Below are 13,670 nucleotides of genomic sequence, written 5' to 3'. Positions count from 1 at the left end.
TCGGCCGTAGCCGAGGGCGGCAACAGCTTCCGGCATATGCCACCCGAGGGGGTGAACGCGCCTACCCCGGCGTGACCAGCCGAGCCTCGTACGCGAAGACGGCGGCCTGGGTGCGGTCCCGGAGCCCGAGCTTCACCAGGATCCGGCTGACATGGGTCTTGATCGTGGACTCGGCGATGACCAGCCGCTCCGCGATCTCCGCGTTGGACAGGCCCTGGGCGATGAGGATCAGCACCTCCGTCTCCCGGTCCGTCAGCTCACCGACCTGGGTCCGGTCACCCACCTTGGGGGACTCCGCGAGCTTCGAGAACTCCGCGATCAGCCGCTTCGTCACCGAAGGGGCCAGCAGCGCCTCCCCCGAGGCCACCACCCGGACCCCGTCCGCCAGCTGACGCGCCGAGGCGTCCTTGAGCAGGAAGCCGGAAGCCCCCGCCCGCAGTGCCTGGTAGACGTACTCGTCGAGGTCGAACGTGGTCAGCACCAGCACCTTGGCGTCCGCGTCGGCCGCCACGATCTCCCGGGTCGCCTCCAGGCCGTTCAGCACCGGCATCCGGATGTCCATCAGCACCACGTCCGGCCGCAGCGCGGCGACCTGCGTGATCGCCTCGCGGCCGTCGACCGCCTCGCCCACCACCTCGATGTCGGGCATCGCGTTCAGCAGCACCGAGAAGCCCTCGCGGACCATCATCTGGTCGTCCACGATCAGGACCCTGATCGTCATGCGGCGTCCTCGTCCGTCCGCGCCCGCACCGGTATGAAGACCGCGACCTCGTAGCCGCCGTCCGCCGTGGACCCGGCCGTCATCTCGCCCTCCAGCATCGCCACCCGCTCCTGCATCCCCGTGATCCCGTGCCCTGCACCCGGCGAGGGCCTGACGTCCCCGGTCGGCGCGTCGTTCACGATCCGCAGCCCGAGCCCGCCCAGGACGTACCCGATCTCCACACCCGCCCGCGCCCCGGGCGCATGGCGCAGCGTATTGCTCAGCGCCTCCTGGATGATCCGGTACGCCGACAGCTCCACGCCCTGCGGCAGCTCCCGCACCGCTCCGGTCACCGTCTTGTCCACCGTCAGCCCCGCGTCACGGACGTTGGCCAGCAGCCCGTCCAGGGAGGCCAGCGTGGGCTGCGGGGCCTCGGGGGCCTCGTAGTCGGCGGACCGCACCACACCCAGCACCCGGCGCAGCTCGGTCAGCGCCGCCACCGCGTTCTCCCGGATGGTGAGGAAGGCCTGCTCCAGCTCCGGCGGAGGGTTCTCCACCCGGTACGGGGCGGCCTCCGCCTGGATCGCGACCACCGACATGTGGTGCGCGACCACGTCGTGCAGCTCCCGCGCGATGGTGGTGCGCTCCTCCAGCAGCGTCCGCTTGTCCCGCTCGACGGCCGTCACCTCCTGCTGAGCGGTGACCTCCTTCGCCGCCTGGCTGCGGATCTTCAGCACGCTGACGGCCAGCAGCGCGATCGCGGACACGACCGCCAGCGGGCCCGTGTTGTCCGTCCCGTCCAGGCTGAGCGCACTGCTCAGCAGGCCCCCGACCAGCACCGTGACGAACCACATCCACCCCCCGACCCGGGGCCGGGTACGGGCCGTCACCAGCACCATGACCAGGACATGGGCCACGAACGTGGCCGGCGACCAGGGCCAGAAATCGGTGCGGCCGACCACACCGAGCACCAGCGTCGCCGCCAGCGAGGCCCAGAACGCGCCCACCGGCCGCACCAGGGTCATCAGCACCGGCGCCGCTGCCGCCACGCCGAAGACGAAGGCGCTGAAGGGCCCGTCGGCGCCGCTGCCGTTGGCCAGGCCCATCAGCATGACGAACCCCGCACCACCGACGATCAGGGCGTGCGGCGTCCAGGCCGCCCGCGGACGTATCCGCCGGGGCAGCAGCCGGGTCAGCGGCCCGTCCGTGCGCATCCGCTCCAGCGGCCGGTACGCGAACGCGTCCGTGAGCAGGTCGTGCCGCAGCTGGGCAACGATCCCGGAGGCCAGCCTCAGCTCCGGCGAATGGGTCCGGGTCCCCCCGGTGGTCGTCTCGGTCACGTACAGAACGGTAGGCCGCCCCACCCCTCACCCACGTCGGGCCGGAAGGGGATTTCTGCAGGTCCCCCTCAGGTACTACGCCCCACCCTCAGTAGCCCGTCGGACGGATCAGCCCGGTTTCGTACGCGTAGACCGCCGCCTGGGTGCGGTCGCGCAGGCCCAGCTTCACCAGGATCCGGCTCACATGGGTCTTCACGGTCTGCTCCGCCACGTGCAGGTGGGCGGCGATCTCCGCGTTCGACAGGCCCTGGGCGACCAGCGCCAGCACCTCGGTCTCCCGCTCCGTCAGTTCGCCCAGCCGCTCCTTCAGCGGTGCGCGGGGCGCACCCAGCCGGGAGAACTCGGTGATCAGCCGCTTGGTGATGTTCGGCGAGAGCAGCGCCTCGCCCGCGGCCACCACCCGCACCGCCTCGGCGAGCTGGTCGGCGGACGCGTCCTTGAGGAGGAATCCCGAGGCACCCGCCCGCAGTGCCTCGTACACGTACTCGTCCAGGTCGAAGGTGGTCAGCACCAGGACCTTCACGGTGGCGTCCGGCTCACCCGTGATGCGCGCGGTCGCCTCGATCCCGCCGACCCCGGGCATGCGGATGTCCATCAGCACCACGTCCGGACGCAGCTCGGCGACCTTGGCCACGGCGTCGGCCCCGTCCACGGCCTGCCCGACGACCTCCATGTCGGGCTGGGCGTTGAGCAGCACGGTGAAGCCCTGGCGGACCATCATCTGGTCGTCGGCGATCATCACGCGGATCGGTGGCGGCGTCGTCATACGGGGTCCTTCTCGGTGGTCGTCCGGGCGGGGGTGTCCATCGGGAGGACCGCGGTCACCTCGTACCCCCCGGAGGGGCGTGGGCCCGCGGCCAGTTCGCCGCCGAGCATCCCGGCCCGCTCGCGCATCCCGAGCAGGCCGTGGCCGGCGCCGGGTGAGGGCGGCACGGACCGGGTGGGCGCCGAGTTGGCCACGCACACGTGCAGCTCCCTGGGACCGTAGGCGATGCCCACCTCCACCTCGGAACCGGGTGCGTGGCGCAGGCAGTTGCTCAGCGCCTCCTGGACGATCCGGTACGCGGTCAGCTCCACGCCCGGCGTCAGCGGCCGGGCCACCCCGGCGATCTCGGTGGTGACGTCCAGGCCGGCCCCACGCACGTTGTCCACCAGCCCGCCCAGGTCGGCCAGGGTGGGCTGCGGGTGGTGCGGGTTGGCCGGGTCCGCGGCGCTCTCCGAGCGCAGCACGCCCAGCACCCGGCGGAGTTCGGTGAGCGCCTCCAGAGCGTTCTCCCGGATCCCGGCCAGGTTCTCCTTGAGCTCCTCGGAGGGGTTCTCCACCAGGTGGGGGGCGACCTGGGCCTGGATCGAGATGACCGACATGTGGTGGGCGACCACGTCGTGCAGCTCGCGGGCGATCCGGCTGCGCTCCTCCAGCAGCGTGCGCCGGGCCCGCTCCTCCGCCGTCAGCGAGGTCTGCTCCACCAGCTGGGTCCTGGCCACCCGGCGGGCCCGCAGCGCCGAGCCGATCACCACGGTGAGGCCGAAGTAGACGAGGGCCCCGACCGCCGTGCCCCGGTACCCGACACCGAAGTTGTTGAACGCGACGGCCAGGAAGCCGAAGCCCACCGACAGCACCAGGGCCTCGACCGCGACCCGCGGCCGCACCCGCAGCGCGAGCAGCAGCAAAACCAGCCCGTGCAGTGCGAGTTCGGGCAGGGTCCAGGGCCAGGGGTTCTCGCCGACCCGGGTCACGGCGGTCTGGGTGATGAACGCGGCACCCAGCGACAGCCACCAGCCGAGCACCGGTCTGCTCATCGCCATCAGCAGGGCGGCCGCCTGGACGACGACCTGCATCACGACCAGCTCGCCCCGCGCCTGGTAGGAGTTGAGCAGCAGCTGGACGGACGGGATCGTCGCCACCCAGCCGTACAGGAAGACCAGGACGTGCGGCAGCCGGGCCAGCCACCGCGGCCGGGACATCGGCGGCAGGGGGTCCCGCTCCAGCGTGAACAGGTCCTCCCGCAGGGTCCGCGCGGCCACCCGCACCAGTCTCCGCGTGGCGTGGGCGGTCCAGTCGAGGGCGGCCGTCAGCTCGTCCGGACCCTGCCGGTCGGCCGGCGGTCCGGGCGCCCTGGTCGTCTCGTGCGGGTTCACGTCGTCCACCCTAGGCATGCAATGCCCCCTGACCGGACGGGTGGTGCTCGCGGACCACCAGAGACGCCCCGCGGGACCGTCGCCGCCCGCCCTGCTCGTACGTACGGAACGCCGCCCAGCACACCAGCAGCGCGACCGCGAACACCGGCAGCCACATCAGCCGGGCCGGTATCCACCCCGGGCCGTCCGGCACCGTGTGCAGGCCCGGCAGCCGGGTGCCGAACAGCAGCCCCGTGGCGGTGACGGCCATCATCGCGGTCTGGTGCCACAGGAAGACGGTCATCGCGGACAGGTTCACCAGGGCCACCGCCGCCCAGGCCGCCGGCCTCCGCAGCACCCGGCCCAGCGGCTCGCGCACCAGCAGCGCCAGCCCGCACTGCGCCAGCCCGAACGTCACGGCGGCCAGCGTCGGCGGGTTGAGGTTCGACACCTCGGCGCCGGGCACCCCCACCATGGAGGCCGGATAGCCGCCCCACACCACCAGCAACGCGGTGGCCGGCGCCCCGCCCGCCAGGAGCAGCACGGCCGGCCGCCGCCGGGCGAACGCCCCCCGGGCCCACAGCGCACCGAGGCAGTACGGGACCAGCCAGCCGGCCGCGACGTTGGCCCAGCCCAGCCAGGCGGGCCCGTCGCACGCGAACCGGACCAGGTCCACGCCCGCCACCACGGCCAGCGGCCACACCGGGTGCAGCCGGGCCACCAGCGGGGTGGCGGCGGTCAGCGCGGCGAACACCAGGAGGAACCACAGCGGGGACAGCACCAGCCGCAGCAGCGTCCGCAGCGTGTCCGCGCCGACCCCGGCCGCCAGCATGGCCCCGGCGGCCACGGTCCACAGCACGAGGACGGCCGCGACCGGCCGGAACAGCCGGGCCAGCCGCCCCCCGGTCCACTGCGCGAACGTCACCCCGTGCGACCTGGCCGAGGCGTGGCTCCGCGCGGCCACGTACCCGCCGACCAGGAAGAACACGGCCAGCGTCTGGAAGATCCAGGACACCGGCGCCAGCCAGGGCAGGTGGGCCAGCGGACTGGTGCCCCGCAGCGCGCCGTCCGCGGGGGTCAGCGCGGTCACCAGCCGCCGAGCACCACGCCGGTGATGGCGAGGGCCCGCAGCCCGTCGACGGCACGGTCGCGGCCGGAAGGGGTGGCGGCGTCTATCCGGTGGGCGAGTCCGGCGGGTTTCGGCATGGCGGGCCTCCGAAGGCGAGGGCGTGGCTCCGGGCCGACGTCAAGGAAGGGGTCGGAGGGGAGAGAGGGCGGCGGGGTGGCCGGTGCGCGGGTCACGGCCGCTCACCCGCGGCGATGCGCGCGAGCCGGGCCAGCGAGGCCGTGCCCGCCCCGAGGTAGTCGCTGTGACCGCCGTCCCCGGCGTCGAACACCCGCGCCCCGAAGCCGGGATCGACCGGATCGGTGCCGAACCCGAGGGAGGTGCCCGGGAGTTCCATGCGCACGTGGGGCACATCGGCTATCCAGTCCCCGGCACCCCGCCCCGCCCAGACCCGGGCCGAGGTCGGCAGGTCCGCGGCCCGGTCGGCACCCGTGCCCGGACTGCCGTACAGGACCACGTCCGTCACGGCGGCCGGAGTGGCGGTACGCGCGCACACGACCGAGCCGTACGAATGGCACAGCAGGGATATCCCGGCGCCGGGCGCCAGCCGCGCCAACCCGGAGAGGAAGGGCGCCAGTTCCCGGGCGGCATCGTCGGCGCGCCCCGTGGTGGTCACCGCGGGGCTCACCGTGCCCGGAGTGTCGTACCCCAGCCACGCCACCACCGCCGTGTCCCCACCACCCTCCCGCGACAGGCGCTCCCGGAGCGCGGCGGCACCGGCACGGAAGCGCGCGTACGTGTCCAGCGTCGTGTCGGAACCCGGCACCAGCACCGCCACCCGCCGGGCGCCCGCCAGGTCCCCCAGCACCTCCACGGCCCGCCCGGTCCCGTGGCCGTCGAAGGCCAGGAACCGCCCGGACGCCATGGCCCGCAGCCTCGCTGCACGGCTGTCGTGCCCCGCATCGGCCGCCATCCGCGCGGCTTCGGCCAGCGCGGAGCGGTTCGCCGCGTACCGCTCCCGGACCGGGACCGCCTCCCCGAAGTGCACCGGGGCCGGCGCCGGGGCGTCCGGCAGCGCCGCGGCGGACACCGGCACCACCACCGCCGCGGCGACCAGCGCGGCCAGCAGGGTGCGGCGCAGCCGGCCGAAGCGCGGGGGGCGGGCGGCACGGTCGTGCTGGGTGGACATCGCGGCACCTCCGGGTCCTGGGGGACACCCGTCGCGCCCCCACAGGACCCGAAGCTACGAACCGCGCCGCGTGGTCGGCGTCCCGCTGCGGAGCGCCCTTTCCGCGTAGCTCTCAAGTACTACGGGGGTGACAGCCCCGTCCCCCGAAGCCCCCACCCCGTCCCCCGAAGCCCCCACCCCGTCCCCCGAAGCCCCCACAACACCCGAAACCCCCACAACACCCGAAGCGCCAGCAGCCCCCACAGCCTCCACAGACCCTGCACCCACCACAGGCCCCGAAGCCTCCACAGACCCAGAGCCCCCCAGAGCCCCCGCAGCCCCCACCCCGTACCCCCGCCGCAGCAGCCACCACGCGCCGAGCCCCGCCGCCAGCGAGACCAGCCCGCCCGCGGTCATCCCCCAGCGCGCCCCGAACTCCTCGGAGACCAGGCCCGTCAGCACGGCCCCCATGGGCGTCGACCCCTGGAAGATCAGGGTGTACACCGCCATCACCCGCCCCCGGTACCGCGGATCGGAGCCCAGCTGGATGCGGTGGTTCGAGGACTGCGCGAAATGGCTCATGGCGTACCCGGTGGCCGCGAGCAGCACCAGCGCCACCGGCAGCGTGGGCGCGAACCCCGTCAGCGCCTCCAGCGCCCCGAACGCGACCGCACCGCCCGTCACCACGCCCGCGGAGGGCCGGCCGCGCCGGGCGGTGGTGGCGAAGGCGGCCACCAGTGAGCCCACCGCCAGGGAACTGCTCAGCAGCCCGAACGTCGTCGAGCCGGCCCCGAACACCGTCTTGGCCAGCAGCGGCAGCGTCAGCTGGAAGTTGAAGGCGAACAGGCCGTTCACCGCGACCAGTCCGATCGGCAGCAGCAGGTCGGACCGCGACCGCAGGTACCGCAGCCCGTCCACCACCCGCGTGTCCCGCGCCCGCCCGGCACCCCCGCCCCGCATCTCGCCCGGCCGCATCAGCACCAGGCTCACCACGGTCGCGAGGTAGCTCACGGCGTTCAGCAGCATCACGGGCCCCACCCCGTACCCGCTGATCAGGAGCCCCGCCAGGGCCGGCCCGGCCACCCGGGCGGTGTTGAAGTACGCCGCGCTCAGGGCCGAGGCGTTCGGCAGCAGCTCCGTACCCACCAGCTCGCTGATGAAGGACATCCGGGTCGGCGCCTCCACGGCGTTGACCGTGCCCAGCAGCACGGCGAACACCCCGATGTGCCACAGCCGCACGCCTCCGGCCACCACCCACAGCGCCAGCGCGAGCGCGAGCACGCCGGCGGCCAGGTTGGCCAGCACGAGGATGCGCCGCTTGTCGTGGCGGTCGGCCAGCCGCCCCCCGTACAGGGTCAGCAGCAGCACGGGGGCGAACTGGGCCGCGGTGATCGCGCCGAGGGCGGTGCCGGAGTCCCCGGACAGGCCCAGGACCAGCCAGTCCTGGGCGACGATCATCATCCACGTACACGTCACGGACATCAGCTGGCCCAGTGCGTAGAGGCGGAAGTTCCGCACCGAGAGGGACTGGAACGTCCGCCTGATCGTGTTCAAGGGACCCCTTCCGGCGCCGCTGTAGTGTGTGGCCGGGCCACGGACGTGTGCCCGGCGACGAATTGTGGGACGGCGGCGTGGAGGCCCGGTGGAGGAGTACGGGGAGATCGGGCACATGATTCTCCGGCTGGCCCGCGCCCACTGGGCGGCCGCTTCGCCGCTGCTGGGCCGGATCGGCCTCTACCCCGGCCAGGAGCTGCTCCTGATGCGCCTGTGGGAGAACGACCACCAGTCCCAGAGCGCGCTGGCGAACGCGCTCAAGCTGGACCGCTCGACGGTCACGCGCACCGTGCAGCGCCTCGAACAGCAGGGTCTGATCACCCGCGAGACCGCGCCCGACGACCGCCGCTCGGTGATCGTCTCCCTCACCTCCGAGGGCCGGGCGCTGCGCGGCGAGGTCGAGCGCGCCTGGGCGGACCTGGAGACGATCACCACGGCCGGGATGTCGGAGCGCCAGCGCACCGAGGCCCTGCGGCTGCTCCGCCGCATGGAACGCAACCTGGTGGCACCGCGCGAGGCCTGAGCCCTCCCGCTGAAGAGGCGACCGACGCCGGCCGCCCCGGGCCAGTGCGCCCGACGCCGGCCGCCCCGGGGCCAGTGCGCCCGGGGCGGCCGGTCAACGGCAGCCGGCACAGCGTCGGCGGCCGGTCAACGGCCCGCCAACGGCGGCCGGCGCAACGTCGGCCGGTCAACGGCCGCCAACGGCAGCCGGCGCGACGTCCGGTCAGCTGCTCGTCACCTCGACGCTGCCGACCCTCAGCTGAACGCCCTGGCCCCACAGCCGGTTCCCCGCCAGGCCCGCGCCGTCCACGAAGGTCTGCGCGGCGGGGGCTCCCTGCCGCGGGTTGAAGTAGTCGACCGTCGAGTCGATCTTCACGAGCCCCTTGCCGTCGGCCCCCGTCGCACCGTCGAGCAGGGTGAAGGTGCCCAGACCGCAGTTGAGCTGGCGCGGCCGGACCGTCTCCTCCGTGCCGCCGTGGTCCAGGGTCATGTACCTGCGGTCCGGCACGCGGTTGCCGATGCCCCACACCGACAGGACGTTCGCGCCGTTGACCGTCCAGGTCACGCTCGCGTTGGCGCGGTTGACGGAGATCTTCAGGGTGTCCGTAGAGGTGCTGGTCCGAGAGGCCACGGGCACGGCGTACGAGTAGGCGGCGTAGGTGGTGCCCGGCTTGCGGAGCCGTTCGTAGACGGCGTAGATCTTCTTGTTGGTCACGAAGAAGTCGAAGACGACGTTGGACTCGGGGTCCGTGAACAGCAGCGCACCGGAGCCCAGGCGCGGATCGGCCTCGGCATCGGAGACGGCGGCGCCGAACGGGTGCGCGCCCATGCCCGTGCCGGTGGCCGAGAGGGTGGTGGCGCAGCTGAGCGTGCCGGCGGCCGGGGTGTCGAAGCCGGCCAGGCCGGTGGACGCGGTGTGGGTGGTCATCGAGGCCCACTTGATGTGGTCCAGGGTGCCCATCCCGCCGGCCGACTGCTGGCCGGTGGTCCACTGGAAGGCGGGCTGGCCGGTGGCCGGATCGGTGCCGGAGGGGACGACCTTGAGGCCGGCGGCGGACGTCGTCACGACGCCGTCGGTGAACGGGGTGCTCCACTTGGCGCCCGCACCGGAGTTGGCGAAACCGGCCGTGAAGTCGTCCCGGAACAGCACCCGTCGGGGCGCGGCCAGGCCGTCGGACTCCTCGGCCACGGCGGCGGTCGCCGGGAGCAGCGCGGCGGTCATCGCGACGGCGGACACGGCTGCGGCGAAGGCTGCGCCGGCGGCGCCGCGCAGTCCGGCAGGAGTACGGCGTATTCGGAAGGCGGACGGAGTACGGGTGGTACGGCGGGCCATGCTCTGGTCTCCTCGGGATGTCGTCCGGACGGGCAGGCGCCCGGTCCGGTCACCGCGTGGGCGGGGCCGGGCCGGGCGCCTGGGGGAACCCCGGCGGTGCCGTCGGTCAGCCGGCGAGCGCCGGGTAGTCGGTGTAGCCCTCGGCGCCGCCGCCGTAGAACGTGGCCGGGTCGGCCTCGTTGAACGGGCCGCCGACGGCCAGGCGGGCCGGCAGGTCGGGGTTGGCGAGGAACAGCGCGCCGTAGGCGAGCAGGTCGGCCGTGCCGTCCTCGACGAGCTTCAGCTCCTCGACGCCGGTCGGGCGGCCCTCGGTGGCCGGGTTGAGGATGAAGGTGCCCTGCCACTCCTTGCGGATGGTGAGCATGAGGTCGCGGTCGGCGCCCTCGATCATGTGCAGGTAGGCGAGGCCCAGCGGGTTGAGGGCCTCGATCAGCGCCGCGTACGTCGGCTGCGGCTCCGGCTCCTGGATGTCGTTGAACGGGTTGGTCCCGGGGGAGATGCGCAGGCCGACGCGGTGGGCGCCGATCTCGGCGGAGACGGCCTTGGCGACCTCGACCGCGAAGCGGATGCGGTTCTCGACCGAGCCGCCCCACTCGTCGGTGCGCTGGTTGCTGACCGGGCCGAGGAACTGCTGGATCAGGTAGCCGGCCGCGCCGTGCAGCTCGACGCCGTCGAAACCGGCGTCGATCGCGTTGCGGGCGGCGGATACGAAGTCCGCGATGGTGGCGCGGACCTCGTCGCCCGTCAGCTCGCGCGGGGTGACGAAGTCCTTCGGGCCCTCCGGCGTGTAGACCTGGCCCTTGGCGGCCACCGGGGAGGGGCCGACGGGGGTCATGTCGCCGGGCAGCAGGACCGGGTGGCCGATGCGGCCGGCGTGCATGAGCTGCGCGAAGATCACGCCGCCCTTGGCGTGCACGGCGTCGGTCACGACGCGCCAGGCGGCGACCTGCTCGGCGCTGTGGATGCCGGGGGTGAAGGGGTAGCCCTGGCCGTTGACGTTCGGCTGGGTGCCCTCGGTGATGATCAGGCCGGCCGAGGCGCGCTGGGCGTAGTACTCGGCGGTCAGCTCGGTGGGCAGTCCGCCCTCGGCGGCACGGCTCCGGGTCATCGGGGCCATGACGAGACGGTTGGCGAGCTTGGTCCCCGCCAGGTCGGCCGGGTCGAATGCGGTGGTCATGAGTGTCCTCACTAGGTGATACGGAGTCGGGCGCCGGTACGGGGGAACGGGCGCCCCGGATGGGGATCCGGCGTGCGGGTACGGGTGCACCCGCGGGCGGTACGTGGTGCGCGGGTACGGGTGGCCCGCGCGGCGGTACGGAGGCCGGGTGGCCGTACGGGGATCAGGCGTCCCCCGTACGGAGATCAGGCATCGGCGGGCTCCGCTGCGGCCGGAGCCGCACCGCCCGGAGCCGCATGACCGGCGGCCGCTCCGTCCGGTGCGGCCGCCGGCCCGCCCGCCTTGAACGGCAGCAGCAGGAGCAGCACCACCGCGGAGAGCCCGGCGGAGGCCAGGAACCCGGTGGTCACCGAGGTGGCCCCGATCAGCGGCCCGAGGAGCAGCGGCGAGGCGAACTGCCCGATGAAGGTGGCGGTGCCGGACAGGGAGGTGGCCTGGCCCCGCAGCTCGGGCGGTGCGCCCTCGCCGATGAGCACGGCCAGGGCCGGGAAGGCCATGCCCAGGCCCAGGCCGAACAGCGCCGGGGCCAGGAAGAGCAGCAGGGTCTGGTCGGCGACGCCCAGGATCAGGAAGGCGGCGACCCAGGCCACGGCGGCCAGCCGGAGCAGCAGGGTGTAGCCGAGGCCGGCGCGCAGTTTGGCGTACACGAGGCCGACCAGGCTCATCACCACGGTCATGACCACGTTGTAGAGGGCCACCAGGAACGGCTCCTCGACGCCCAGTTCCGCCAGCCGCTGCGGCAGGAAGACGCCGATCGCGTAGAGCAGGACCGAGCAGACGGCCTGGAGCAGGTAGAAGCCGATGAGCGCGGGCCGCTGCCGGAGCAGCTGGAGCACCGTGCCGCCCTTGGCGGGGCCGCCCGCGCCGCGGGTGTCGGGCAGGGCGGCCAGCGTGGCGAGGCCGAGCGGGACGCCGAGCAGGTAGATGGCGAACGGCGCGTGCCAGGAGATCCCGCCGAGCGCGCCGCCGATCAGCGGCCAGACGACGCCGCCCAGGGACTGGGCGGTGGCCCGCCAGCCCATCACCCTGTCGCGCTCGGGCCCCTGGTAGAGGGCGAGCACGGCCACGGTGGTGCCGGTGAAGACGAAGGCCGCGCCGATGCCGAACACGATCCGGGTGAGCAGCAGCGACAGGTACGAGTCGGTGAGCAGGCCCGCTCCGCCTGCCAGGCCGTAGAGGACCAGGCCCGCCGCGAGGGGCGTGCGGACGCCCATCCGGTCGACCAGCCAGCCGGTGAGCGGGCTGGCGACGGCCAGGGAGAGGCCGTGCGCCGTGAGGATCAGGCCGGCCTCCGTGCCGCTGATCCCGAGGTCGCCGCGGATCACCTCGACGACGGGCATCACGATGGCGCCGGCCATCACGGTGAGCGTCGTGGCGAGCAGCAGCACGGAGAGGATCGCCGGCGTGCCCGCGGACTGCGCGGGGCCGCCGGCCGGGGCCGGTACGGCTGGTCCGGCCGGGCCTGGCGTGGCCGGGCTGGGTGAGCTCATCTGGTCCTCACAGGGGAGAGCGGAGGGGACAGGAAGCGGGAGGGGCAGGAAGTGGGAGGGGCGCGGGGTCAGCGCTTGGTGAACTCCAGCGCCGCGGGCTCGAACTGGAGCACGCCGTGGGTGGCGGCGCTGGTCACGTCGCGCCAGTAGCGCTGGAGCGGGGCGCCGGTGGCGGTCGAGCGCACGCCGTTGCCCTTGAAGAGCCGGTCGACCGCGCCCGCGAGCATCCGGGTGGCGAGCGCGCTGTCCCGCCGGGCGCGGGTGACCAGCTCGGGGGTGACGCCGCCGAGGTCGGCGGTGGCGGCGACCCGCTGGAGCAGCAGCCCGGCCGCGTCGATCTCGCCGGCGGACAGGGCGAAGGCGGTGCGGTACGCGTCGCGGGCCGGGGGACGGCCGTCCGTACCGCCGAGGGACTGCCCGGCCAGGGCGAGGGCGCCGCGGGCGGCGCCCAGGACGGGGGCGGCGAAGGTCAGGCCGTTGACCGCGAAGATCGGCAGGCCGTCGCCGGGCAGGCCGTCGCGCGCACCGCCGGCGGCCTCGGACCGCCGGCCCTCGAAGAGGTCGGCCTGCCGGAAGGTCCGGTGGTCGGGTACGAAGGCCTCGTCGACCCGTACGGAATGGCTGCCGGTGGCGCGCATGCCGAGCGTGTTCCAGGTGTCCTCGATGACGAAGTCGTCCCGTCGGACCACGAAGAATCGTTCCTGCCCGGTGGGGCGGCCCCCGGGCGCGGCCGGGCCGAGCAGCAGCGCCCAGTCGCAGAACTCGACCCCGCTCAGGAAGTTCCAGGTGCCGGAGATCCGCCAGCCGCCGTCCACGCGCTCGGTGGTGCCCTGCGGCACCACGGCCGCCACGAGCCGGGTGTCGGGGCCCTTCTCCCAGACCTCCTCCTGGCCCTCCAGGGGCAGGTACGTGGCGAACCGCCCGACGTGGGCCGTGAGCGAGGCCACCCACGCGGCGGAGGCGCACCCCTCCCCGACCGCGGCCACGGCCTCGGTCAGCTCGGCGAAGGTCACCGGCTCGCCGCCCAGGTGCGCCGGCACGAACCGCCGGGCGAACCCGGCGTCGGCCAGCGCCGCCACGACGTCGACGTGCAGACGCCGGCCGGCGTCGGCCTCGGCCGCGTGGCGCGCCGCGACCGCTCCGGCGGCGCGGGCGGCCGTGATCGCGGCAGTCGGTGCGGACATGGGGGTACCTCCAAAGGGCGGGGCGTGGGTGCGTGGCGG

Annotated in this window: 11 protein-coding genes and 1 pseudogene; 1 reads left to right on the top strand and 11 read right to left on the bottom strand. The window is 74.1% G+C overall.

The window, feature by feature from the left end:
- Window positions 1-61 precede the first annotated feature (61 nt).
- The 7 genes and pseudogenes from ACIF6F_RS16835 to ACIF6F_RS16805 form a co-directional block, all read right to left on the bottom strand.
- Window positions 62-721, bottom strand: a complete 660-nt coding sequence (locus tag ACIF6F_RS16835) for a response regulator (RefSeq protein WP_399947117.1) — start codon at window positions 719-721, stop codon at window positions 62-64.
- Window positions 718-2,040, bottom strand: coding sequence for a sensor histidine kinase (locus ACIF6F_RS16830; RefSeq protein WP_399947115.1), 1,323 nt, complete (start codon window positions 2,038-2,040; stop codon window positions 718-720). Before ACIF6F_RS16830 ends, ACIF6F_RS16835 begins: the two co-directional genes overlap by 4 nt.
- Window positions 2,041-2,128: 88 nt before the next feature.
- The gene (locus ACIF6F_RS16825; protein WP_399947113.1) at window positions 2,129-2,806 is read right to left on the bottom strand and encodes a response regulator; all 678 of its coding nucleotides are present in this window, start codon (window positions 2,804-2,806) and stop codon (window positions 2,129-2,131) included.
- Complete coding sequence (locus tag ACIF6F_RS16820; protein ID WP_399947111.1) at window positions 2,803-4,197, bottom strand: sensor histidine kinase; 1,395 nt, start codon at window positions 4,195-4,197, stop codon at window positions 2,803-2,805. Before ACIF6F_RS16820 ends, ACIF6F_RS16825 begins: the two co-directional genes overlap by 4 nt.
- Window positions 4,190-5,364 (bottom strand): annotated as a pseudogene (locus ACIF6F_RS16815) (acyltransferase). Before ACIF6F_RS16815 ends, ACIF6F_RS16820 begins: the two are co-directional and overlap by 8 nt.
- Window positions 5,365-5,456: 92 nt before the next feature.
- Window positions 5,457-6,413, bottom strand: a complete 957-nt coding sequence (locus ACIF6F_RS16810) for an alpha/beta hydrolase (RefSeq protein ID WP_399947109.1) — start codon at window positions 6,411-6,413, stop codon at window positions 5,457-5,459.
- Between the two features lie 54 nt (window positions 6,414-6,467).
- On the bottom strand, window positions 6,468-7,946 hold the full coding sequence (locus ACIF6F_RS16805) for an MFS transporter (protein WP_399947107.1): 1,479 nt from the start codon (window positions 7,944-7,946) through the stop codon (window positions 6,468-6,470).
- A 115-nt stretch (window positions 7,947-8,061) separates the two neighbouring features.
- Between ACIF6F_RS16805 and ACIF6F_RS16800 the strand changes: the two genes are divergently transcribed.
- Window positions 8,062-8,469 (top strand): MarR family winged helix-turn-helix transcriptional regulator, encoded by a 408-nt coding sequence (locus ACIF6F_RS16800; protein ID WP_399947106.1) that lies wholly within the window; start codon window positions 8,062-8,064, stop codon window positions 8,467-8,469.
- A 201-nt stretch (window positions 8,470-8,670) separates the two neighbouring features.
- Here ACIF6F_RS16800 and ACIF6F_RS16795 read toward each other — a convergent pair whose 3' ends face one another.
- The 4 genes from ACIF6F_RS16795 to ACIF6F_RS16780 all read right to left on the bottom strand — a co-directional run bounded on the left by ACIF6F_RS16795 (window position 8,671) and on the right by ACIF6F_RS16780 (window position 13,631).
- The gene (locus ACIF6F_RS16795; protein ID WP_399947104.1) at window positions 8,671-9,780 is read right to left on the bottom strand and encodes a DUF6081 family protein; all 1,110 of its coding nucleotides are present in this window, start codon (window positions 9,778-9,780) and stop codon (window positions 8,671-8,673) included.
- Between the two features lie 106 nt (window positions 9,781-9,886).
- Complete coding sequence (locus ACIF6F_RS16790) at window positions 9,887-10,957, bottom strand: alkene reductase (protein ID WP_399947102.1); 1,071 nt, start codon at window positions 10,955-10,957, stop codon at window positions 9,887-9,889.
- A gap of 185 nt (window positions 10,958-11,142) precedes the next feature.
- Entirely contained in the window at window positions 11,143-12,447 is a 1,305-nt protein-coding gene (locus tag ACIF6F_RS16785) for an MFS transporter (RefSeq protein WP_399947100.1), read from the bottom strand.
- A 68-nt stretch (window positions 12,448-12,515) separates the two neighbouring features.
- A complete protein-coding gene (locus ACIF6F_RS16780) occupies window positions 12,516-13,631 on the bottom strand; it encodes an acyl-CoA dehydrogenase (protein WP_399947098.1) in 1,116 nt (371 codons plus the stop codon).
- Between the last annotated feature and the right edge of the window lie 39 nt (window positions 13,632-13,670).

The sequence above is a fragment of the Streptomyces sp. NPDC086023 genome, assembly GCF_044540325.1.
Classification (GTDB): Bacteria; Actinomycetota; Actinomycetes; order Streptomycetales; family Streptomycetaceae; genus Streptomyces.
Note: the sequence above shows the minus strand (reverse complement) of the source record. Positions and strands in the feature narration are given on the sequence as shown.

Coding starts and splice junctions, on each gene's coding strand:
- ACIF6F_RS16835 (WP_399947117.1), bottom strand. CDS start 721: ATGACGATCAGGGTCCTGATCGTGGACGACCAGATGATGGTCCGCGAG.
- ACIF6F_RS16825 (WP_399947113.1), bottom strand. CDS start 2,806: ATGACGACGCCGCCACCGATCCGCGTGATGATCGCCGACGACCAGATG.
- ACIF6F_RS16820 (WP_399947111.1), bottom strand. CDS start 4,197: ATGCCTAGGGTGGACGACGTGAACCCGCACGAGACGACCAGGGCGCCC.
- ACIF6F_RS16810 (WP_399947109.1), bottom strand. CDS start 6,413: ATGTCCACCCAGCACGACCGTGCCGCCCGCCCCCCGCGCTTCGGCCGG.
- ACIF6F_RS16800 (WP_399947106.1), top strand. CDS start 8,062: ATGATTCTCCGGCTGGCCCGCGCCCACTGGGCGGCCGCTTCGCCGCTG.
- ACIF6F_RS16795 (WP_399947104.1), bottom strand. CDS start 9,780: ATGGCCCGCCGTACCACCCGTACTCCGTCCGCCTTCCGAATACGCCGT.
- ACIF6F_RS16790 (WP_399947102.1), bottom strand. CDS start 10,957: ATGACCACCGCATTCGACCCGGCCGACCTGGCGGGGACCAAGCTCGCC.
- ACIF6F_RS16785 (WP_399947100.1), bottom strand. CDS start 12,447: ATGAGCTCACCCAGCCCGGCCACGCCAGGCCCGGCCGGACCAGCCGTA.
- ACIF6F_RS16780 (WP_399947098.1), bottom strand. CDS start 13,631: ATGTCCGCACCGACTGCCGCGATCACGGCCGCCCGCGCCGCCGGAGCG.